The following is a 20,418-nucleotide window of genomic DNA, read 5'->3' on the forward strand; positions in this document are numbered from 1 at the left end:
ATTTCTAAAAAAATTAAAAATTTTTCCAACCATCACACCTGAAATAAGTTTACATTAATATACCCATGGAGATTCGTACAATAGATATTACTATTAGATTTATGTATATCTATAAGGACATAATTTATCTGATAATCCACTTATATTGTAAGTGTCATATTAAACCATTGAGCACCGCCATATGTTGATTCTGAAATGCCATTGTTTACAAAACCAAAATATTCATAGTAATGAACAAGTCTATCCTTGCAAGTCAGGATAACTCTTTTACGGCAATCAGTTCTAGCAATTTCAATATAATAATTCATTAGTTTTGCAGCAATACCTTGTCTTTGATGTTCAGGTAGAACGTCAAGGCCAAAAACTGCTAAACTTTCACCATCTGGTATATGGTGGCTGGAATCATGATATAATGCATCATAAATAACAGGGCTATTCGTTGCACAACCATTAATAAATCCAACTATTTCCCTGTTTTTTTCTGCTACTAAAAAAGATTCTGGAAAAGTAGCTATACGTTCCTCAATAGATTGTTTTGAAGCTGCCTCAGCAGCTGGAAAGCATTCTACTTCAATTTCCGCAATTTTATCCAAATCCTCTTTTTTAACTCTTCTAATAACAATTTCACCCATTTAAATTCTCCTCACTTTAAAATTAGTATTTTTTATATCGCAACTATAATTTCTGTACATTATACCATAATTTTCAAATTAACAAAATAAAAATCGCTTACATAGATAAATTGAACATATCCTATCAAGTATCGAAACAATGCGCACTAAAATATGATATGCAACTTTTTGGGTGCATCTAACCATAAGGTGAGCATATCATTTTATCATTGGTTTGTACCATATTAACTGGTTATTCGATTCTTTATATTGTCCATTGATTGTGAATAATACCTACTAATTTCCAATCACCTTCATATTGTTCAAATACTAATCTAAGACTTTGCCAGTCTATTCCTGCGAAATCAGGATTAAATCCCGAAAAGTAATATTCTACTACAATGGCATTTTTATATACTTCAAATTGATTTTCAGTCATATTTCCACGACTTAGTACTTCATTGTATCCTATAACCTCCGCATTAATGAAATCCGCTGTATAAATGAACTTATCATAATATTGGTTTGAAGTTAATAAAATATTATCACCTTTACCATCATAACTTCCCCATGTATAAACAGCTTGATCATTGAAGAAATTATTAATTTCTTCTTGATTAAATACAATATCATTCTCAATTGAAACATAAGTGTATGGAGTAAACCTTACACCTTTGACTGGATGAACAAATTCGGAAATTAATTCTGAATCTTTATTACTTATAGCATGAATTATTTTATTTGAAGTCTCTTCTATAATTTTTTTAGCTAACTCGGATTTCAAAACACTCTCTTCAGCTATAGTTGCTACAACATTATTATTTTCCCAGCTTACAGTATATCCAAATGATTCTAAAACAACTCTTATGGGAAGATATGTTCTGTTTTCTTTTATTTGAGCAACTGTGTCATTAGCAACTTCAACTCCATCTATATAAATAATAGATTTTCCGATAGGCACTTTAACACTAATACCGTCTTTTTCTACTGTCGCAGTTAAACTTGCTTGATCCCATTCAACAGTAGCTCCAAATGATTCCATTGTTGCTCTTAAAGGAACTTGAGTTCTACCTTGTTTATCAATAAATGGAAATCCAGAGTCATTGTTATATTGAACATCCACTTCATTAATTTTTACATCTACTGCAAATGCTGAAGAAGTAATTGCAAGTGTTAAAATTAACACTAAAATTAGAATTTTCTTTTTCATTAATAATATATCTCCTTAAAATCTATTTTTATTTATTATACCAGATAACCTTATAGAAACCATAAGGTTATTCATTTAATAAATTATACCATTTTTATTTTAATATGTAAATATATGGTCAATAATCATCATACTCGTAGAAAGTTTTAATATCTCTAGAAATAGAACAAAATTTATATAACATAATAATAGGTGATATGTTGTTATCTACTTTTAATGTTATAGTCATGAATTAATAATTACTTGTTGATATGTTGGAGTGTGCGTAATATAATATCTCAAGGAACAGCATAAGTAGTGTTGTTGTAGCAAATAAAAATATAACAACATAATTTTAAATTTACATAGAATGCTTAGTATAACTGTTTAAGTTACTTTAAATTACCCGATTATGGAGGATACAATATGATTCAATCACATTATGGAGAAATATATGCACTTATTACTGCAATATTTTGGACTTTTACTGCTATTTCTTTTGAATTGGCAGGGAAAAAAGTAGGTTCTTTATCTGTAAATTACATAAGATTAATATTAGGATTTATACTAATTTGTTTATTTACAGTTTTTTCAAGAGGAATGGTTTTACCCTTTGATGCAACTGTAGAGGCATGGATTTGGCTTAGTGCATCAGGTATTGTAGGATTTGTTATTGGAGATTTGTTCCTATTTCAATCATATTTAGAAATCGGCTCAAGAATATCTATGCTTATTATGGCACTGGTACCTCCAATCACTGCTTTTTTAGGTTTCATAACTATGAGAGAAGTGATTTCACTTTCAAATTTGGTAGGAATGGCTATAACAATTTTAGGTATTTCCTTTGTAGTATTAGTCAAAAATCCTGAAGGTAAAAGTTTTAAATTTACTCGTTCTGTTAAAGGAATTGTTTATGCCTTTGTAGGTGCACTTGGACAATCATTAGGATTGATACTTAGCAAAATAGGCATGGGGAGTTATGATCCATTTGCAGCTACTCAAATACGAATATTATCTGGTATTATTGGATTTACTATAGTATTTATGTTTATGAAAAGGTGGGACAAGTTAAAAGAAGCTATAAAAAATAAAGAAGCGATGAAGTATATAACAATTGGATCGTTATTTGGTCCTTTCCTAGGTGTAGCTTTTAGCCTTTTAGCAATTCAACATACAACCACAGGTGTAGCTTCTACTATAACGTCCATTGTCCCTGTACTTATTATTCCTTTATCGATATTTATTTTAAAAGAGAAAATATACCCAAAAGAGATTATAGGTGCAATTATATCTGTTATAGGTATAACCGTGCTTTTCGTTATGTAGCTATTTTAACTTCATATAACCTTAACATTGACTGTACAAATTACTGAATAATATGTGTTCAACTTAGAACTTCTAAGTCGAACACATATTGAAAAAATTTCAAAAGAATTAAGGTAGTAATACTTAGTTATTCAAATACTCTGCTTTGATTTTATTTATGTTTCACAAATGTACCTTCATCAAGATCTTTATAAGCTTCATTTAATTCTTCTTTCGTATTCATTACAATTGGACCGCCCCAGGCCACTGGCTCTTTAAGTGGTTTGCCTGCAAACAGAAAAAATCTTATACCACCTTTTCCAGCTTTAGCTCTAAATTCATCTCCATTATCAAATAACAAAGCTCTCTTGCTATCAATTAAATTATCTTCCGATTCTCCGAAAAATCCATCTCCCTCTACTATGTAAATAAATAAGTTTAAATCTTCTTCCGTCTTAAATTTCCATTCGACTCCTTCTTTCATTTCAACATCAAAATAAAGTATCTTTACATAGTCTCCGTAAACTGAACTTGTATTTCCTTTATAATCTCCAGATATTACCCTTACAACAGTTCCAGCTTCTTCAACTTTAGGTATCATATCCGCTTTAATATCACAATAACTAGGATTTGTCATTTTATACTTTTTAGGAAGATTCAACCAAAGCTGCGACCCAAGCATTCTATCAGAAGGTTGTGGCATTTCCTGATGCATAATTCCGCTTCCAGCAGTCATCCATTGACAACATCCATCTAAAATGCTCCCTTTATTTCCCAAACTGTCACCATGCTCTATATCTCCTTTTATTAAATATGTGATAGTCTCTATTCCCCTATGAGGATGCCATGGGAAGCCTTTTACATAATCATCTGGATTTTCAGAATCAAATGCATCAAGCATTAAAAACGGATCAAAGTCTTCCACATCATCATGTCCTATTACTCTAACTAATCTTACCCCTGCACCATCAACCGCTCTTTTTCCTGCAACTATTTTTTTTACATTCCTAATCTTCATATGTCCTCTATCCTCCATTTTAAATTAACAATTTTAAGATTAATGATTATTAAGTTATATCTATATAATACCCATGCATTTGCAGCCAACTCATTTATTTATTTTTCATTAATTATATTTTGTCGTAATTAGGTTATTTCAGAGTAAATAATAAAACAATAATCTGATGTTATATGAAGCGAATGCTTAAATTTGTAATAATACTGTCACTTAATACACCTTATTGCAGGGTTATAATGTGTTAAGAATAATAATGAAAAACTTAATCATTGTGAAGTTAAGCTTTTTATTTCTTATAATAATCAGTCAAAAACAATCAAAATATACATATTTTGTGAATATTATTAACAAATCCTTAAGTAATCCTTAACCAAACTCTTTAAATCTGTAATATTATTGTAATATTTTTATTTTTATGAAAATTCGTGTAATATTATTGTCTTGTTTGCCATTTAAGCAAGTTATTGTGGGTTTAAAAGCAAAAAAGTACATGCTATAATTCTATCATGACGAAAAGCTCATTAACAAGTTATAAAGTTTCAAAAGAAGTAAGGGGTAAAACCTTCTTCCAAAAAAATCTAAGACTAAATAGGAGTGACATTATGAAAAAGAAAATATTAGCATTAACTTTGGCTGCAACACTAACTTTATCATCAACATCAGTATTTGCATCAACAACAACATGTACCGAATCTAATTATGATTTAAACAACTTGGAAAATTACATCAGTAATTTAGATAATGAGAAAACTAACATAACTAAGATGACTGTAAATGGAAATACAGTAGATTTGAATTCAATAGATTGGAAATCGATATTGAATAACAAAACAACTAGTCCCGCAGAAACAAAGCAAACAGCTGCAAAACCAGCCGCGACTCAGTCTACAGCTGAAAAACCAACTGCAACTCAATCGACAGTTACAAAACCATCGGTGACTCAAACTACATCCGAAAAACCTGCTGCAACTCAACAAGCAGCACCAAGCAACACAGAAGTTTCTTCGTCAGTATCTTCATATGAGCAAAAAGTAGTAGAACTTGTAAATGTTGAAAGACAAAAAGCTGGTTTGTCTTCACTTTCTCTTGACACAGCAATATCTAATGTAGCAAGAATGAAATCTAAAGATATGGCAACTAACAATTATTTTGCACACCAATCACCAACTTATGGTAGTGCTGGAGACATGTTAACAAAATACGGAATCAAATGGTCTGCATGGGGCGAAAATATCGCATCAGGTCAAAGAACACCACAAGAAGTTGTAACTGCATGGATGAACTCTCCTGGACATAAAGCTAATATTATGTCTACTAACTTCTCAAAACTAGGTGTTGGATATGCCGTAAATTCAAACGGAACACCTTATTGGACACAAATGTTCACTAACTAATTAAAAAGTTATAATTCTAACAATAGAAAATTAATTATTAACATCGGTTGAACAAAATCAACCGATGTTTTATTATGTCATATTTTTATTATTCTCTATACAATAATAAATATATAATTATTTCCGATACTTTTTATAATGCAACAAATGCCTCGTTACAGGAAATTTTCCACATCTTCATTTTTAATCATTTAGTATTGCCTTGATTGCTGTCTCGCTTGTAACACCAACAGCTCCCATATCCCCTAGCATTTGAGAATACACAGGTAATTGTAAAACGGTTGCATAATTGATTATGAGTACTTCATCGATTTTATTTTCCTGTATGACATCATAGATATTATTTGTAAAATAGCGTGGATCTGCTACAAATATGTCACTGTAATGGGGCAGAAGAAATGGAATAAAAGCATTTCCGTATGAATCTTTAATGATGAGAATTTTTTTCTCCATGCCTGAATCAATTTTAATATGCGATAAAGCAGTGTCTCCGCCCATGAAAACAGAATATTTCCTAGCTTTTTCAAAGTAGAATGGAAAAATTATCTGACTTGAATCCCATGTTGTTCCATCTCTGTTTATCGATGAATACTCAACCGATTGCAAAGGTTTATAATACCATATATCATCCAAATTATTTTCTAATCTTTCATTTTGAGTCATATTATAAATAGAACCTAGATATTTATTTTTAGAATCTATTTTATTATAGTTTTCTAAAGGTACTGAAACTTCACATTTAATTTTCATAAATGCTTCATATGCTCTATATGCGCCTAAAGCTGTCCAATGGTGATCTGTTTTAAAATACAAATATTCTTCCTTATTTGCTTCGATATTAGAGTAAGCATCTACAGTTATAATTTTATTATCCATATTTGAATAAGCATAATCAATTCCATCTTTTTGTGAACCACTCAAATCTCTATAATCACCAGGCATATTAAATTCGCTTGATGTAGGGGCAATAAGGCTATATATTTTAACGTCATCAGTCAAGTTTTCTACATAATTATTAACTGATTCAACATAAATGTTCGCATTATATTTGCTAAATATAAACTTTTCATAACCTACACTATTTATTATAACAAAATTCCCCTCATTTTCTGGAGGATGTTCAATAGGCAAATCATTCCCTATGATGTCCACTGCATTTGAACTAATCTCATTTTCACGCTCTTTAGATTCTTTAGAACTCGCTACCTCTTCATATTTTTCGGATTCTTCTAATTTTTCTTGATTTTCTTTCATTATTACATTTAGTTCATTATTATCTGAAGATTCATTTGCTTCTCTGTCAATTAAATCGATTTCCTCCCTAGAGGCTTCTTCCTTTACATCTACATCAATGTTGCTTATTATATTTGAATTTTCATTTTCAATTGCAGAAATTAACTCTTTATCAGTTGAATCTCTGCTGTTACGGAGCATTATCGCTATAAATACTAAGACAATTACTGTAATAAAACATAATAATTTCATGTTTTTTCCAATATACATAATGATACCTTCCTCTTTCCAAGCATAAAATGCTTTCCAAGAATAATATATATGTTATTATAACCTACAAATTATGCAAATTCTATATATATTTATTAAAATTATTTATCAATACATTGTAAATTTAATTAATAAAGAAGATAATTATTTCATTTTTTAATTTTAATGACAACATGAGTTTATTTTTTTATGCATGTACAGTATAGAAACATTCTAAGCTTCTTGAATAATATAATTATAAGTAAAATAAAGGAGGTTCATTTTGGAAGTATCACCTATAACAAACAGTGTTATTGCTCTTTTAATAATTATTTTGGTAGGAGTTTACAGCAGCAGGAAAAAAATTATAACAGAAGAATTAAATAAGGGCTTAACTGATATCTTAATAAAGATAGCACTTCCCTTTATGATTATATCATCGTTTATGTTCGAATATGATGACACTATTAAATACAATGTTTTAAAAACATTTTACTACAGCTTAGGAGCATATATTATAATGGCAGCTGCCTCATATATTCTACTGTTACCTGTGAAAAACAGTAAAAAAACAGTACTTCATTTTGCAAATATATTTGTAAATACAGGTTACGTCGGATTTCCAGTTTTAAACTCCATATACGGTTCTGAAGGTGTAATTTACGGTTCCATATTCAATATGTTCTTTGTCATTTTTGTGTGGACATACGGAGTTATACTTTATAAGGGTAATTTAGAAAAGGGATATATTAAAAGAGAAATTATAAATTTATTGTTGAATCCCTCTATCATTGCCGTTGTTATGGGAATAGTTATAATGGCCTTTAATATTGAAATAACTGGAGCTCTTTTATTAAGTATTAAAAGCATTGGGAATATAACAGGAGCAATATCCATGCTTATTATCGGTGTTATTTTGTCCAATGTTAAAATAAGACAGCACCTAAAAGACTGGATTGTTTATTATGGTATAGCAATCAAACTAATTATTATTCCGACTATAATTTACTTAATTTCATTACTCCTAAATGATTCCTCAAAAGCGGTTTATTCTGTAATTATTATGACTGCTATGCCTGCATCAGCTATGACTTCCATATTCGCTGAAAGTTTCAATAAAGAAAAAGAATTTGCGGCAATTATTGTTTCTGCAACAACATTAATATCATTAATAACAATTCCTATTTTGATAAAGCTAATTACGTAACTAAATGGAGTAGCTAGAGGGAACGCTTCTGGTACAAGATTTAAAATTTTATATTTAAATTTTAAATCTATATCCAGTACCCCATACGGTTTCAATGTTTTGTCGCCTTTCAGGGTTAGTTTCAAGCTTCTCCCTTATTCTTGCTATATGTACAGTTATAGTTGATGCATCTGACAAAGAATCATAACCCCAAATCCTTTCATATAGATGTTCTTTACTAAAAACTCTATTTGGATTTTCTGCTAAAAACAACAGCAAATCAAACTCCTTATGGGTAAATAAAACTTCATTTTCATCTACAAAAACCCTGCGGTCTTGCTTATCAATAGATATTGCTCCAACTGTTATCAACTTCTTTTTAGAAATGTGTTTAAACTTTTCATATGTTTTTATATGACTATTCACCCTTGCTACCAGTTCACCCATTCCAAAAGGTTTAGTTATATAATCGTCAGCTCCCAAGTTTAATCCTTTAATCTTAAATATTTCATCAGACTTTGCAGATACAATAAGTACAGGTATTTGTTTTGAATCGGATATCTCCCTTAATATGTCAAATCCTCCCTTTTGGGGAAGCATTAAATCCAAAATAATTAAATCAAAGTTTTCATTTTTAATATATTCAAAACCGGAATTACCATCAAAAGCACAAACTACCTCATAACCGCTCATTTCCAAATAGTCTTTTTGAAGTTCTGATATGCTTTTATCATCTTCAATAATTAAAATTCTTTTCATATTGTCACTTCCCCTTTTTTACCTTTTTTAAAGAAATTATAATCGAAGCTCCTTGACCATTTTCACTAACTGCCCATATTCGTCCGTTCAAGCCTTCAATAATTTGTTTGGAAATTGCAAGACCCAAACCACTTGAGCCTTTAACCTCTCTAGCAGTATCAGCTCTATAAAATCTATCGAAAACATGCGGCAAATCATGTATACTAATTCCTATACCATTATCCTTAAATTCTATTATAATTGAGGTATTTGTTTCTCTTAAGATTACTTTAAGCTGACCTGTTTTTGTTTCAATGCTTCTTTTAGCATTATCCAAAATATTTTGTATGACCCGTTTAAATTTAACAATATCTATAATAACAAAATATGAAGTTGAAAGTTTATTCTCAAAAAGTATCCTTTTATTTTCACGCATGAATTCTTCTGAACTATCTTCAATACAGTTTTCTAAGTACTTTACAATATTGACTTTTTCATTTTCAAATGTCATTTGATTCAAATCCAGCTTAGAATATAACAATAAATCCTCAATCATTGTATTTATCATCTTTGTTTTTTCAATGGCTTTTGATAAGTAATATTGTTTTTTTTCATCAGTATCTGCAACACCATCCAGAACTCCATCTATATATCCTATTATGGATGTGACTGGTGTCTTTAGGTCATGAGATATGCTTGATATTAAAAACTTTCTATTTTCATCAACTCTTTGCTGATAATATATTGAATTCTTAAGCTGAAGTCGTAATTGTTCTATAGCAATTCCAAGTTCTCTTACTTCGCCATATCCACTATCTGTAATCGTAGTTTCAAGCTCACCAATTCTTAAATTTTCTGTTTCATTTGTTAAATTAGTAATAGGAACTATAATATTTTTCATGTATTGTTTTTGAACTATTACGCTTGCAACAATAAAAACTATTAAAAACGTCATGAAAACAAATGTAATAAATGAACTATAATAATTATTAATACTTATAATCTCATTAAGAGTTATTATTTTATAATTGTCTCCATCCTGTATGTGAAAGTTCTCTTCACTTATGCCATATCTTCTATTTTCATATTCATAATAATTATTTTCAATACTGAGATTCATTAGTATTTCTTTAATTTGCAACACAGTAAAATCTTCACTATTATATACAATATCATCGCTTTTCATTACAACAATAAATGCATGACTAGCTCCCCCGTCAACATGAGATTCATTTAATAAATTGTAAAAATGGACATAGGCAAAGCCAAAACAACTGGTAATAACAATTGTACCTATGAGAATCAATATATTTTGTGTTAAAAATCTTTGTTTTAAATTCATACAATAATCCTAAATATCTTTTTTTTCAAACAGGTAGTAACCTGCTGCACAAAACATTATACCGTAACCAAGCAAAATAAGAAATATTCTTAAAATCTTGCTATAATTTATATAGTTTCCTAAAATCAATCTGAACCAATCAAAAAAAGAAGTAAATAAAAAACTTCTAATTTGTGGAAAAACTAAGTTTAACCCAATAAAAACTAAAAACACAAAAATAGAAAGCATAAAAGCACTTGTTGGACCCCTTGTAATATTAGAAATCAAAACAGCAGCTAATGCAAAGATAAAAATAGGTAAGAATGCCATAAAATAAGATACTAATATTTTAAAAAAGTTTGGCAAGTTGCTATTTAAAAATAAAGAAGCAACAATTGAAAAAATCATAACTACAATAAGATTACAAATTATAAACGTAGCAATTGCAAGAATTTTTCCCAAAAACACTTTAGCTCTTGATGCAGGTCCAGTAAGAGTAAATTTAATTGTATGATCAGCAAATTCACCAGCAAACATATCTACACAAATAAATGTAGTAAAAAGCGGAAGAAGTGAGTAAATTAAAATCGTTAAAATCAAAATCGAAAATTCTGAGTTTCCCGTTACACGTATTCCTGCAAAGTTATTTAAAGAATATTCCACAATTGCTGCTATTATAACAGATAGCATTGAAAATATCAACGCTGCTGTTATTTTTTTCTTTTTCGATATTTTGAATATTTCATTTATAAAAACTGATTTAATAATCTGCATTCAAATCAACCTCGCTTAAATAATAGTTTTCTAAAGAAGAATAGTTTTTTAGAATATTATGAGTACTGTCAACTCCTACAAGCTTGCCATTATATAAAATTCCCACCTTATCACATGTAAGTTCTATGTCGTGTATTAAATGGCTAGATATAAAAAATGTAGTTTTGTGTTTTTGGGACAGACAAATTATTAATTCTCTCATTTCAACCATTCCTTCAACATCTAAACCATTAAATGGCTCATCCAAAATTATGATTTTAGGATTAGACAAAATCGCCATGGCTATACCAAGCCTTTGCTTCATTCCTAAGGAATAATTTTTTATCTTTTCATTCTTATATTTAATAATTCTGGTAATCTCCAAGCATTCATCTATTCGAATTCTATTAACTTCTTTTTTGAATCGACCGCATAATTGCATATTTTCGTATGCTGTTAAATAAGGAAATGGATTTACATTCTCAATAATACATCCAACTTCATTCATTGCTTTTTCATAGTTATTTATAATACTAAAACCATTTATTTTAACATCACCTTTATCAGCTTTCATAAGCCCAACCATAACTTTCATCGTAGTGGTTTTTCCTGCCCCATTAGGTCCTAAAAATCCAAATATTTCTCCCTTATTAATTTCTAAATTAATTTCCTGTATCCCGCGATTGTTTTTATACATTTTTGATAGATTTTCAATTACAATTGCTTTATCCAATCCTGTTCCTCCTTTGCAAATTGGGATTACACTACATCTGACCTACCAACCATTTTTCTATCCCTTACGGTCAAAAAAACGGGGTTAGGCCATGAAAAAGCCTTAGGGCATAAAAGTCAATCTTTTACACCCTTATTTATTATTATTCAAATATTCTGATAAAGGTATTATCAAATCCCTCTTCATCATCATTTGAATATGAGTAACCACCATTTTCTTCATCAATTATAGCATTAAATGATACGTTAATATTCTGTGTACCAGTACGATGAATAATTCCTGTTTTATTTTCGCTCTTATCGTTTGTATAATGTATTATTGTAAAATGAATTGATTCATCATAGTTTGAGTAGAAGTCAAAACTTCTTACATTATCAGCATCATAACCTTCATTATAAACCTCATAATACTTGCCCTTTACATTACCATCTTCAATAGAAATAATTTCTATAAATCTTTCTCCCACTTTCACAAAGGAATTACCTTCTCTTTTTACTATATCATTTTTATATTTTCCAATATATTTATTGTCAAATTCATAACCTTCTTTGTTATAAGTGACTTTTTGACCATCTAAATTTGGAGCTACAACAACTGTATTGTTTATATCTTTTATATCAACTGAAAAATCCAAAGAATAAATGTGTTCAATACCTTTACTGTCCTGCGCTGATATACTTGCAGTAAAAATTCCACTTTCTACAATCCCCTCTTCATCTTCAATTGCCTTACCTGAAGCATTTAGAAGATATATATTTGATTTAGGATATGGAATATCTAGCCTATCTGCATTCCTTTCATCAAGTATAGAATACTTAAAAACAAAGGATGCTATGGCATTTGCAAGAGGAGGAATTTGAGTTTCTGATAGGTTTCCTGTATACATTTTCTTTCCACCTGATTCCTCGATTTCAATAACATCTTGTAAGCTACCTACAAATGCATCAAGAATCTTTTCTGCATCCTTGGCTTGTTCCTCTTCAAAAGGGTTTTCAACTATTTTATTATTGTCATTATTATATTTTCGTTTCTCATAAACATTATATGAATCATCCTCAAAGTTTTTGTATATAATTTGATTCTCATTATCATACTTGTAGAATTCAGTTATTTCACCTTTTTTAACAATTTTTTCCCTCGTTTCTTTGGCTTTATTTGTTACATCGAACTTTAAATCATTAGTTGATTCTGAAATAACTTGACCATCAATTTTAGTAGATACAATTATATTAGCACTGAAGTTATCAACATCATTGGTCAGTTTTGACATAGTTGTCTTTATAGAGTCTTTCAAACTTTGAAATCCTGAGCCAAGCATAGTATCTGCAAAAGCTGACGCAGCTAAGAGTGTAACCCCTAGGGCAAAAGCACATAGCGTAGCTGTTTTTTTACTAAATTTCATTTTTATTAACCTCCTATTATATAATTTACTATAATAAAGCTTAAGCATTTTTATTATAATTATATAATACATTATTAGTCTTGAATAACTATAAACTAATTATTAACAATTTATTAACTTATTGATAACAAACAATAACTTAACATCTCGCCTTTATACCAATGATAATTAAGCAAAAACTGCTTAACCGCCCACTTTTCATTTTATTTGAATAATTGGCAAATGAATTCTATTATTTATCCTAATAGGAAAACCACTATTACTTAATCCTCTACTAACTACCATTTGGACATTATTTGAAGAAATATAATGACCGGATGAATACTTCGGAAAAACTCCCTGATTTGGTGCATAAATTGCTTTATTGATAAAAGGTATTCTAAATTGTCCACCATGTGCATGACCTGAAAGTATCAAATCTGGTCTAATGCAATCTGGAGATGAACAGTGAGTATCAAACTTTTCTGGTCTATGTGACAACAATATTTTAGTAACATTGCATTTTAAATCTTTACATTCTAAAAACTCTTCAGAATATATGCAGCCTTCTTTAAGCCCTATAATAACAACTTCAGAATTATTTTTTTTAAGTACTTTAACTTTATTGTCTAAAACCTCAACGTTACTTGATTTAAGTATTTCAATCCACCATTCTACCTCATTATTCCAAATTTCATGATTTCCAGTCACTGCATATGTTTTAGTTATTTCAGATAAACTTAAACACAACTTTCCTAACTGCACTTCATCTATTTTATTATGTTTATAAATTAAATCACCTGTGAGAACAATAAAATCAGGTTTTTCTAATTTTAATACATTTATTAATTTTTCAGCACCATAAACATTTTTAGGAATATGTACATCCGAAATGTGTGCTATTTTTAAATTTTGAAAATTTACTGGCAAATTTTCTAATTTTATATCAAAGTGTTCAACTTCAATCCACCTATTTTGCAAATAAAAATACACCATAACAATTATTAAAATCATTATGATTATCAGCGGATTGATATTTGTTATTTCTCCATTCATAAAATCTCCTTAACAAGTCATAGTATTTTTTTAACACTATTAAGTTATCAAATATACTATCACTTCTATAATCTATTATATATTATTTATAAAAATTTTACGTAAAAATTCATTTTCGCATGAGAATAACCTATCTTTGTATAAAATTTAAATGCATCATGGTTTGTTAACTCGGATTGAAATTGCAATCGGTTGTATCCATTTTCTTTAGCATATATTTCTATGTATTTCAACACTTCCCTGCCAATGCCTCTCCCTCTATATTCCTCTTTAATATATAAATCATCTAGTATTATTGCTTTTCCATGAGCCCAAACGCTAAATACAATCATAATATTAGCAAATCCAACAATTTCATTCTCATATTCAATTAAAAACAATTTTATTAAATCTTGATTTTTTAAAGCCTCCATAAATGTATTTCTGAATACTTCCACAGAATTTTTTTGTGTGTTATTCCAAAAATCGTCATCTTGAATTTCATAATTCATAAATTCCTGATTCAACTTAATCCATATTTGTTCATCATATTCATCACATAATCTTAAATTCACATTAAATCACTCCCATTTATATTTTATAACCAGTATTGTATCTATATAAACTTGTTATTCTTTATTTTTCTGACTTATACTCTTTTGCGAAATCAAAAAGTACTTGATTCGTTAGACGATAAACACGAATATTTTTTTCTGGATTTGCACCCCAATTAAGATATCGTTCAATTGCAGGTTTATTCCAATCATGACACCACCATTCTAGACGACCACAATCTCGTTTTACAGTTAACTGAGCCAAATAAGATAACATTGCCTTCCCGAATCCATTCCCCCTGAAATCTGGTTCAATGTATAAATCAACTAAAGCTATACCAGGTCTACCTAAAAATGTAGAAAAGCTATAATGAAATAAAGCAAATCCTACTGGATTTCCATTATACATACCGATAAGAGCTTCTGCGCCATTATTGTCGAACATATATTTTTCAAGTGTTTCTGTGGTAACATAAACATCTTCTAGCTCGTTTTCATAAGTAGCTAAATCACGAATATACTTAACAATAAGTGACGCGTCCTTTTTCTCTGCAAATCTAATACTGAAGTCGGTAATATTAGTTATAACAGGTTTCATAAAAAATACCTCCTTTAAAAATTTTATTATCATGTTTTTCTTATTATAATTTGATGTAAAATGAGCTGATTAAAATTTGTATTATATTTCAGCATATTGATACTTTGGTAAAAATTCATCTTCATTGTATGTTTTTCCTAGCCACTTTGCTTTTTTCAAGTTTCCACTAAAGACTACCCTTCCTTTTATATTAAGCAAATCCTGCGGTCTTACAAGATTTCTGGATTTCTTCAAATCAACTATATTACTAATAATTAAAATATAATATACAAATTCAGAGCACAAAAATCTTTTATTATTGCATGATTCTATGTTAAGTAAACAATTAACAAGCCCAATATAATTGTATTTGTATAAATCTTTGTTTAAAATGAATTCATTTATTAAATTCTCCGCTTTCTGATACTGTTCTTGGGAAACTTCTATTTCCATTATTAAACCGTATAGATTATTGTGCCTACCGTATACCCCTTTATTAAAATTCTCTTTAACGAAGCGTCCGACAAAAGGGTTATATGTATATTTTCTTCCAAAGCTGTACATTTCTCTTAATCCACTATCCAATGAAATTGAAGCATGTGTATATTCATCATCTTTCACAAACCCAATCAATCTTGATAATATTGTATTTGTTCTTGTAAGAACAATATAAATTTTCTTGTTTTCCATAATTTCTCCTAATGTTCCTTTGTTATGTGCCTGATATAATTATAGATACACATACTTAAAAAACTATAAAAGAAATATTAATAAATTATTAAATTTGCTATAGAATGACAAAATTATATATGCCTATACTGCTTTTTCATTGAAATATAATTGTATTTAAATTTATGTTCTGTTTTTCACAATAACAAATACTTATAATATGCAAAAAATTCTCTCACAACTGAGTAAACATCTCTTATGTCTAAATATGATGCGTGGGCTGAATAAACATTCCCAACACCCACTTTTTCAAATGCTAACTTTGTTCTTGATATATGATAAAACTGCGTAATAATCATAATGCTTTTAAATCCCCTATCATTCATAATTACCTTTGTGTTTTTTGCTGTCATATACGAATTGTATCCAGCACTGTCAATTATTACTTTATTATCGGCAATTCCTTCCTCAACTAAATATTCTTTCATTACAACTGCTTCATCAAAGCCTTCTTTTCCTATTCCACCACTCACTATTACATATTCAAAGTAGTTCTTCTCATAAAGCTCTATTGCCTCGTCCAATCTTCCTTGTAATCTCTTAGACGGCTTACCATTCAATTCAACTTTATTTCCTAATACTACAGCTGCATCACAAACTCCTAATTCATCATTTAGTCCATCTGTTGTAATTAATATAATATGTATAGTAAACCAAATAAATAATATTATAATTATATAAAGTAATATTTTTTTTATATCTTTCTTTTTCAAACTTCAACCGTCCTTTCCCCTCAGTTCAAAAACTATTAACAATAATATATATCATCTATCTACCCATGTCAATATTTCTGTTCCATAATATGGTATATCACTTATCTGAAGTTTGGAGCCGTACCAGGTACTTAACTTATTATTCTCTTCATTCATTGTCAGTATTGCCTTTCTCATTTTGTCTCCTCATTTTTTGTCATGAGGTTTTATTATACTATACTTTTTTTATTTGGGACATAATCAAATGTGGTATACTAAGACATTATCATAAATCAATCAGAGTAACGAAAATCTCTAATATTAAAAGATTGAAATTAATTATAAAAAATGTTATACTGTCAACGATAACACCAAATAAAATGTCGTTACTACATGATAATCAATTGCAAAATTGCAATTTGGAAGATTATATATTAAGGAGCTTATTTTTATAGGCTCTTTTTAAGTGATAAAGAGAGGTAATAATATGATAAAAGTTGATAACTTGTCCTACTCATTTCCACAAAAAAATCTATATGACAAGATTTCATTTACAATAGAAGATGGTCAACATTGCGCTTTTATAGGAACAAGTGGAAGTGGAAAGAGTACACTGATAGATATAATTATGGATCCAGAGAAATATTTATTTGATGGTAAGTTAGATATAGACCCAAATTGTAGAATTGGGTATGTAAGTCAGTTTTCACAACTAGGCAAAGTAAAAGAAACTACAGTTTTCGAATATATAGGGGAAGAATTTATTAAATTACAAAATGAAATAACATCTATTTGTGCTGAAATGGAAACAGCTTCGGATATCGATACTTTACTAGAAAGGTACCAACAAGCTTCAGATGCATTTGATGCAATTAATGGCGATGAATTCGAGAGCAACATTAATAAGAAACTAAATCTAGCAAACTTAAATAAGCATAAAGATCTAATGATATCTGATCTAAGTGGTGGTGAATTTAAACTTATTCAAGTGATTAAGGAAATGCTCAATAGTCCAGATTTGATTATTATGGATGAACCTGATGTGTTTTTGGATTTTGAAAACCTTAATTCTCTTAAAAATCTAATAAATTCTTACAAAAAAACAATGTTAGTTATTACACACAACAGATATCTATTGAATCATTGTTTTAACAAAATTATACACCTTGAAAATATGGGGCTTCAAGAGTTTGATGGAAGATATATTGATTATAACTTTTCATTACTTCAAACTAAAATCGAGTTACAAGAACTAGCAATTGCTGATATTGAAGAAATTGAAAGAAATAAAACCTTAATTAACAAACTTAGATTTATTGCAACAAATAATTCAGACGCTTCTAAAGGAAAAACTCTAAAAGCTAGAGTTAAAATACAAGAAAGATTAGAAACACGCAGAATTAAAGCTCCATTTGTAGATATTAAACAACCATATATAAACTTAGCTTCTGATAATAAAATTGAAGAGGAGACCATTATTTTAAAAGTTAATGATTACAGTGTCTCCTTTGATGAAATTCTTTTAGAAAATGTTAGCTTTGAGATTAAATCAAATGAAAAAGTAGCTCTTATTGGTTCAAATGGTAGTGGTAAAACTACTTTATTGAGAGAAATCTTTAAAAACAATCATGACTCTATTGAAATAAATAAGGATGTTAAATTAGCTTATTTATCTCAACTTCAAGTAGAAATACTGAATGAATCTAATACAATAATTGAAGAATTCTTTGATGCAGGATTTAAAACTAATCAAGAAATTAAATCATATATTTCAAATTATGGTTTTGACGAAAAAGTTATGAATCAAAAGATAGAATCTTTATCTGGCGGAGAAAAGAATATATTGCAATTGGCTAAAGTTGCTTCTAATAATGCAAACTTGTTGCTTCTAGATGAACCGACAAGTCATTTAGATACCTATTCACAAATAGCATTGGAAAAAGCTATAGAAAACTATAATGGTGCAATCCTTATGATTTCTCATGATTACTATTCTATAATAAATTGTATGGATTATGTTTTAATCATTGAAGATAAAACAATTAGAAAAATTAGCATGAGAAAATTTAGAAAGATGATTTATTCAAATCACTTTGATAAAGACTATTTAGAAATTGAACAAAAGAAAAAATCAGTGGAAACGAAAATAGCATTAGCTTTAAAAGATACTGATTTTGAGCTTGCAAAAATTTTATCTGAAGAGTTAGAAAAGCTGATTAAATTACTTTAAATTATGTATACTTTACCTAGCTACAAACTCGTTCAAACTTGAAGTAAATCGGTTAATAGTTTCTTTGAATAGTCGGCATACCCACTTTGCTCCACTACCGATTCTTCTTACTATATTAGGGACAGCTAGATATAACCACATCCAGCCTGTCCCTCTAATTTTTATATGAGATCAAACCTTTTAGCATCTTCCGTGAGCTGATCCCTAAAATCAGGATGAGCAAGGTTAATCATTGCCTTTACCCTATCTGACATATTAAGTATCTTTAAATTGACACAACCATACTCTGTAGCAACATATTGAATATCAGATCTAGGTGTTGTAATTGCTGTTCCTTCGGGGAATGCTGTCACTATCTTGCTAATCCTTTTACCATCTTTTATAAAGCTTGAAGTTGTTGCAATAATAGATTTACCACCTTCCGACCACTGAGCGCCTCTTACAAAATCCAGTTGTCCACCTGTTGCACTTTGTTGTTTCCATCCCAATGAATCAGATGCTGCTTGACCAAAAATATCAAAGGCCATCGTTGAGTTTATTGAAATCATTTTTTTATTTTTTGCAATAATTCTCGGATCATTTACAAATGGAAATTCTGCACCATAAATATTTTCATTTCTATTCAGATATCGATATAATTTTGTAGATCCAAGAGCGAACGCAAACACACTTTTTCCATCCATAAACCCTTTGTACTTGTTTGTAACATTTCCATTAATCATTAATTCCACCATGGGCTCGCTTAGCAATTCAGAATGTATTCCAAGATCATTCTTATTAACAAGTTCAAATCCTATTGCAGTTGACAACGAACCTAGTCCAAGCTGGATAGTTGCACCTTCCGGAACTTGGTCAACAATGATATTTGAAAGGGTTTTTGTTACTTCATCAATTTCTGGATTTGCTAAAGTTACCGGTTCATCATCCACCTCAATTATTGCATCTACCTCAGAAACGTGTATTAAGTTGTTTTGTCCGAATATATATGATGTTTGTTTGTTAACTTGAACAATTACCTTATCCGCACTTTCCTTTAGGAATTTATGAAGCGCGATACCTGATGGACCAAGACACATATACCCATTCTCATCAGGTTCAGAAACATCAAATAAGCAGACATCTGGTCGTGCGGCTTCTTTACACCATATATCAATTTGGCTCAGATGAACTGATGTAAAGTTCAGATTTAACCCATTGTCTCTTGCCTTTCTTTCTTTAGCTCCCATAAAAAAAGTTCCAAATGTAAATGGGTTCCCTTCTGCTTCATCATATAATGACATAGATTTTAGTGCTAAAGCACTTGTTATTTCAACATTTTCAAGCTCTTCTCGCCTGTCCCACAACGCCTTCATCAATACAAAGGCTACACTAGAACTAGTACCGACATAAACTCTCTCCCCAGAATTAATAAGTGTGACTGCTTCTTCGGCATTCATTAATTTTTGTTTATATTCATTACACCAGTTCATATTTTCCTCCTATAAAACCTT

General features: G+C 29.5%; 20 protein-coding genes. 4 read left to right on the forward strand and 16 right to left on the reverse strand.

The window, feature by feature from the left end:
• Window positions 1-140: 140 nt before the first annotated feature.
• A complete protein-coding gene (locus tag J2Z76_RS04795; protein ID WP_209510863.1) occupies window positions 141-632 on the reverse strand; it encodes a GNAT family N-acetyltransferase in 492 nt (163 codons plus the stop codon).
• Window positions 633-876: 244 nt separating this feature from the next.
• The gene (locus J2Z76_RS04800) at window positions 877-1,821 is read right to left on the reverse strand and encodes a copper amine oxidase N-terminal domain-containing protein (RefSeq protein ID WP_209510864.1); all 945 of its coding nucleotides are present in this window, start codon (window positions 1,819-1,821) and stop codon (window positions 877-879) included.
• A gap of 405 nt (window positions 1,822-2,226) precedes the next feature.
• Between J2Z76_RS04800 and J2Z76_RS04805 the strand changes: the two genes are divergently transcribed.
• On the forward strand, window positions 2,227-3,126 hold the full coding sequence (locus tag J2Z76_RS04805; protein WP_209510865.1) for a DMT family transporter: 900 nt from the start codon (window positions 2,227-2,229) through the stop codon (window positions 3,124-3,126).
• A 151-nt stretch (window positions 3,127-3,277) separates the two neighbouring features.
• Here J2Z76_RS04805 and J2Z76_RS04810 read toward each other — a convergent pair whose 3' ends face one another.
• Window positions 3,278-4,123 carry a pirin family protein gene (locus J2Z76_RS04810; RefSeq protein ID WP_209510866.1) on the reverse strand — a complete coding sequence of 282 codons (846 nt, stop codon included), beginning with the start codon at window positions 4,121-4,123 and terminating at the stop codon, window positions 3,278-3,280.
• Between the two features lie 602 nt (window positions 4,124-4,725).
• On the opposite strand from J2Z76_RS04810, the gene J2Z76_RS04815 reads away from it, so the two are divergent.
• Window positions 4,726-5,517 (forward strand): CAP domain-containing protein, encoded by a 792-nt coding sequence (locus tag J2Z76_RS04815; protein WP_245210323.1) that lies wholly within the window; start codon window positions 4,726-4,728, stop codon window positions 5,515-5,517.
• Between the two features lie 183 nt (window positions 5,518-5,700).
• Here the strand turns inward: J2Z76_RS04815 and J2Z76_RS04820 are convergent, their stop codons facing one another.
• The gene (locus J2Z76_RS04820) at window positions 5,701-7,020 is read right to left on the reverse strand and encodes a DHHW family protein (protein WP_209510867.1); all 1,320 of its coding nucleotides are present in this window, start codon (window positions 7,018-7,020) and stop codon (window positions 5,701-5,703) included.
• A gap of 262 nt (window positions 7,021-7,282) precedes the next feature.
• On the opposite strand from J2Z76_RS04820, the gene J2Z76_RS04825 reads away from it, so the two are divergent.
• On the forward strand, window positions 7,283-8,206 hold the full coding sequence (locus tag J2Z76_RS04825) for an AEC family transporter (RefSeq protein ID WP_209510868.1): 924 nt from the start codon (window positions 7,283-7,285) through the stop codon (window positions 8,204-8,206).
• 54 nt (window positions 8,207-8,260) lie between these two features.
• On the opposite strand, the gene J2Z76_RS04830 is transcribed toward J2Z76_RS04825, so the two are convergent.
• The 11 genes from J2Z76_RS04830 to J2Z76_RS16785 form a co-directional block, all read right to left on the reverse strand.
• A complete protein-coding gene (locus J2Z76_RS04830) occupies window positions 8,261-8,944 on the reverse strand; it encodes a response regulator transcription factor (protein WP_209510869.1) in 684 nt (227 codons plus the stop codon).
• A 4-nt stretch (window positions 8,945-8,948) separates the two neighbouring features.
• On the reverse strand, window positions 8,949-10,265 hold the full coding sequence (locus J2Z76_RS04835; protein ID WP_209510870.1) for a sensor histidine kinase: 1,317 nt from the start codon (window positions 10,263-10,265) through the stop codon (window positions 8,949-8,951).
• A gap of 9 nt (window positions 10,266-10,274) precedes the next feature.
• Window positions 10,275-11,018, reverse strand: coding sequence for an ABC transporter permease (locus J2Z76_RS04840; RefSeq protein ID WP_209510871.1), 744 nt, complete (start codon window positions 11,016-11,018; stop codon window positions 10,275-10,277).
• Window positions 11,005-11,730 carry an ABC transporter ATP-binding protein gene (locus J2Z76_RS04845; protein WP_209510872.1) on the reverse strand — a complete coding sequence of 242 codons (726 nt, stop codon included), beginning with the start codon at window positions 11,728-11,730 and terminating at the stop codon, window positions 11,005-11,007. The genes J2Z76_RS04840 and J2Z76_RS04845 overlap by 14 nt, the downstream gene beginning before the upstream one ends.
• Before the next feature lie 142 nt (window positions 11,731-11,872).
• A complete protein-coding gene (locus tag J2Z76_RS04850; RefSeq protein WP_209510873.1) occupies window positions 11,873-13,132 on the reverse strand; it encodes a hypothetical protein in 1,260 nt (419 codons plus the stop codon).
• A 198-nt stretch (window positions 13,133-13,330) separates the two neighbouring features.
• On the reverse strand, window positions 13,331-14,167 hold the full coding sequence (locus J2Z76_RS04855) for a metallophosphoesterase (RefSeq protein ID WP_209510874.1): 837 nt from the start codon (window positions 14,165-14,167) through the stop codon (window positions 13,331-13,333).
• Window positions 14,168-14,253: 86 nt separating this feature from the next.
• Window positions 14,254-14,721 carry a GNAT family N-acetyltransferase gene (locus J2Z76_RS04860; RefSeq protein ID WP_209510875.1) on the reverse strand — a complete coding sequence of 156 codons (468 nt, stop codon included), beginning with the start codon at window positions 14,719-14,721 and terminating at the stop codon, window positions 14,254-14,256.
• 61 nt (window positions 14,722-14,782) lie between these two features.
• The gene (locus J2Z76_RS04865; RefSeq protein WP_209510876.1) at window positions 14,783-15,298 is read right to left on the reverse strand and encodes a GNAT family N-acetyltransferase; all 516 of its coding nucleotides are present in this window, start codon (window positions 15,296-15,298) and stop codon (window positions 14,783-14,785) included.
• An 81-nt stretch (window positions 15,299-15,379) separates the two neighbouring features.
• Window positions 15,380-15,967 (reverse strand): hypothetical protein, encoded by a 588-nt coding sequence (locus J2Z76_RS04870; protein ID WP_209510877.1) that lies wholly within the window; start codon window positions 15,965-15,967, stop codon window positions 15,380-15,382.
• A gap of 176 nt (window positions 15,968-16,143) precedes the next feature.
• On the reverse strand, window positions 16,144-16,719 hold the full coding sequence (locus J2Z76_RS04875) for a YdcF family protein (RefSeq protein WP_245210324.1): 576 nt from the start codon (window positions 16,717-16,719) through the stop codon (window positions 16,144-16,146).
• 51 nt (window positions 16,720-16,770) lie between these two features.
• Window positions 16,771-16,896, reverse strand: a complete 126-nt coding sequence (locus tag J2Z76_RS16785) for a hypothetical protein (RefSeq protein ID WP_280922368.1) — start codon at window positions 16,894-16,896, stop codon at window positions 16,771-16,773.
• 289 nt (window positions 16,897-17,185) lie between these two features.
• Here J2Z76_RS16785 and J2Z76_RS04880 point away from each other — a divergent pair, with 289 nt between their 5' ends.
• Window positions 17,186-18,928, forward strand: a complete 1,743-nt coding sequence (locus tag J2Z76_RS04880; protein WP_209510878.1) for an ABC-F family ATP-binding cassette domain-containing protein — start codon at window positions 17,186-17,188, stop codon at window positions 18,926-18,928.
• Window positions 18,929-19,089: 161 nt separating this feature from the next.
• Here the strand turns inward: J2Z76_RS04880 and J2Z76_RS04885 are convergent, their stop codons facing one another.
• Window positions 19,090-20,397, reverse strand: a complete 1,308-nt coding sequence (locus J2Z76_RS04885; protein ID WP_209510879.1) for an acetyl-CoA hydrolase/transferase family protein — start codon at window positions 20,395-20,397, stop codon at window positions 19,090-19,092.
• Window positions 20,398-20,418 lie beyond the last annotated feature (21 nt).

Origin of the sequence: Sedimentibacter acidaminivorans (genome assembly GCF_017873955.1) — a bacterium.
In the GTDB taxonomy this organism is placed as follows: Bacteria; Bacillota; Clostridia; order Tissierellales; family Sedimentibacteraceae; genus Sedimentibacter; species Sedimentibacter acidaminivorans.

What these genes read in the sequence shown, in the direction of transcription:
- J2Z76_RS04795 (WP_209510863.1), bottom strand. Translation starts at nt 632, where the DNA reads ATGGGTGAAATTGTTATTAGAAGAGTTAAAAAAGAGGATTTGGATAAA.
- J2Z76_RS04810 (WP_209510866.1), bottom strand. Translation starts at nt 4,123, where the DNA reads ATGAAGATTAGGAATGTAAAAAAAATAGTTGCAGGAAAAAGAGCGGTT.
- J2Z76_RS04800 (WP_209510864.1), bottom strand. Translation starts at nt 1,821, where the DNA reads ATGAAAAAGAAAATTCTAATTTTAGTGTTAATTTTAACACTTGCAATT.
- J2Z76_RS04815 (WP_245210323.1), top strand. Translation starts at nt 4,726, where the DNA reads ATGAAAAAGAAAATATTAGCATTAACTTTGGCTGCAACACTAACTTTA.
- J2Z76_RS04885 (WP_209510879.1), bottom strand. Translation starts at nt 20,397, where the DNA reads ATGAACTGGTGTAATGAATATAAACAAAAATTAATGAATGCCGAAGAA.
- J2Z76_RS16785 (WP_280922368.1), bottom strand. Translation starts at nt 16,896, where the DNA reads ATGAGAAAGGCAATACTGACAATGAATGAAGAGAATAATAAGTTAAGT.
- J2Z76_RS04865 (WP_209510876.1), bottom strand. Translation starts at nt 15,298, where the DNA reads ATGAAACCTGTTATAACTAATATTACCGACTTCAGTATTAGATTTGCA.
- J2Z76_RS04840 (WP_209510871.1), bottom strand. Translation starts at nt 11,018, where the DNA reads ATGCAGATTATTAAATCAGTTTTTATAAATGAAATATTCAAAATATCG.
- J2Z76_RS04805 (WP_209510865.1), top strand. Translation starts at nt 2,227, where the DNA reads ATGATTCAATCACATTATGGAGAAATATATGCACTTATTACTGCAATA.
- J2Z76_RS04820 (WP_209510867.1), bottom strand. Translation starts at nt 7,020, where the DNA reads ATGTATATTGGAAAAAACATGAAATTATTATGTTTTATTACAGTAATT.
- J2Z76_RS04850 (WP_209510873.1), bottom strand. Translation starts at nt 13,132, where the DNA reads ATGAAATTTAGTAAAAAAACAGCTACGCTATGTGCTTTTGCCCTAGGG.
- J2Z76_RS04835 (WP_209510870.1), bottom strand. Translation starts at nt 10,265, where the DNA reads ATGAATTTAAAACAAAGATTTTTAACACAAAATATATTGATTCTCATA.
- J2Z76_RS04830 (WP_209510869.1), bottom strand. Translation starts at nt 8,944, where the DNA reads ATGAAAAGAATTTTAATTATTGAAGATGATAAAAGCATATCAGAACTT.
- J2Z76_RS04880 (WP_209510878.1), top strand. Translation starts at nt 17,186, where the DNA reads ATGATAAAAGTTGATAACTTGTCCTACTCATTTCCACAAAAAAATCTA.
- J2Z76_RS04870 (WP_209510877.1), bottom strand. Translation starts at nt 15,967, where the DNA reads ATGGAAAACAAGAAAATTTATATTGTTCTTACAAGAACAAATACAATA.
- J2Z76_RS04855 (WP_209510874.1), bottom strand. Translation starts at nt 14,167, where the DNA reads ATGAATGGAGAAATAACAAATATCAATCCGCTGATAATCATAATGATT.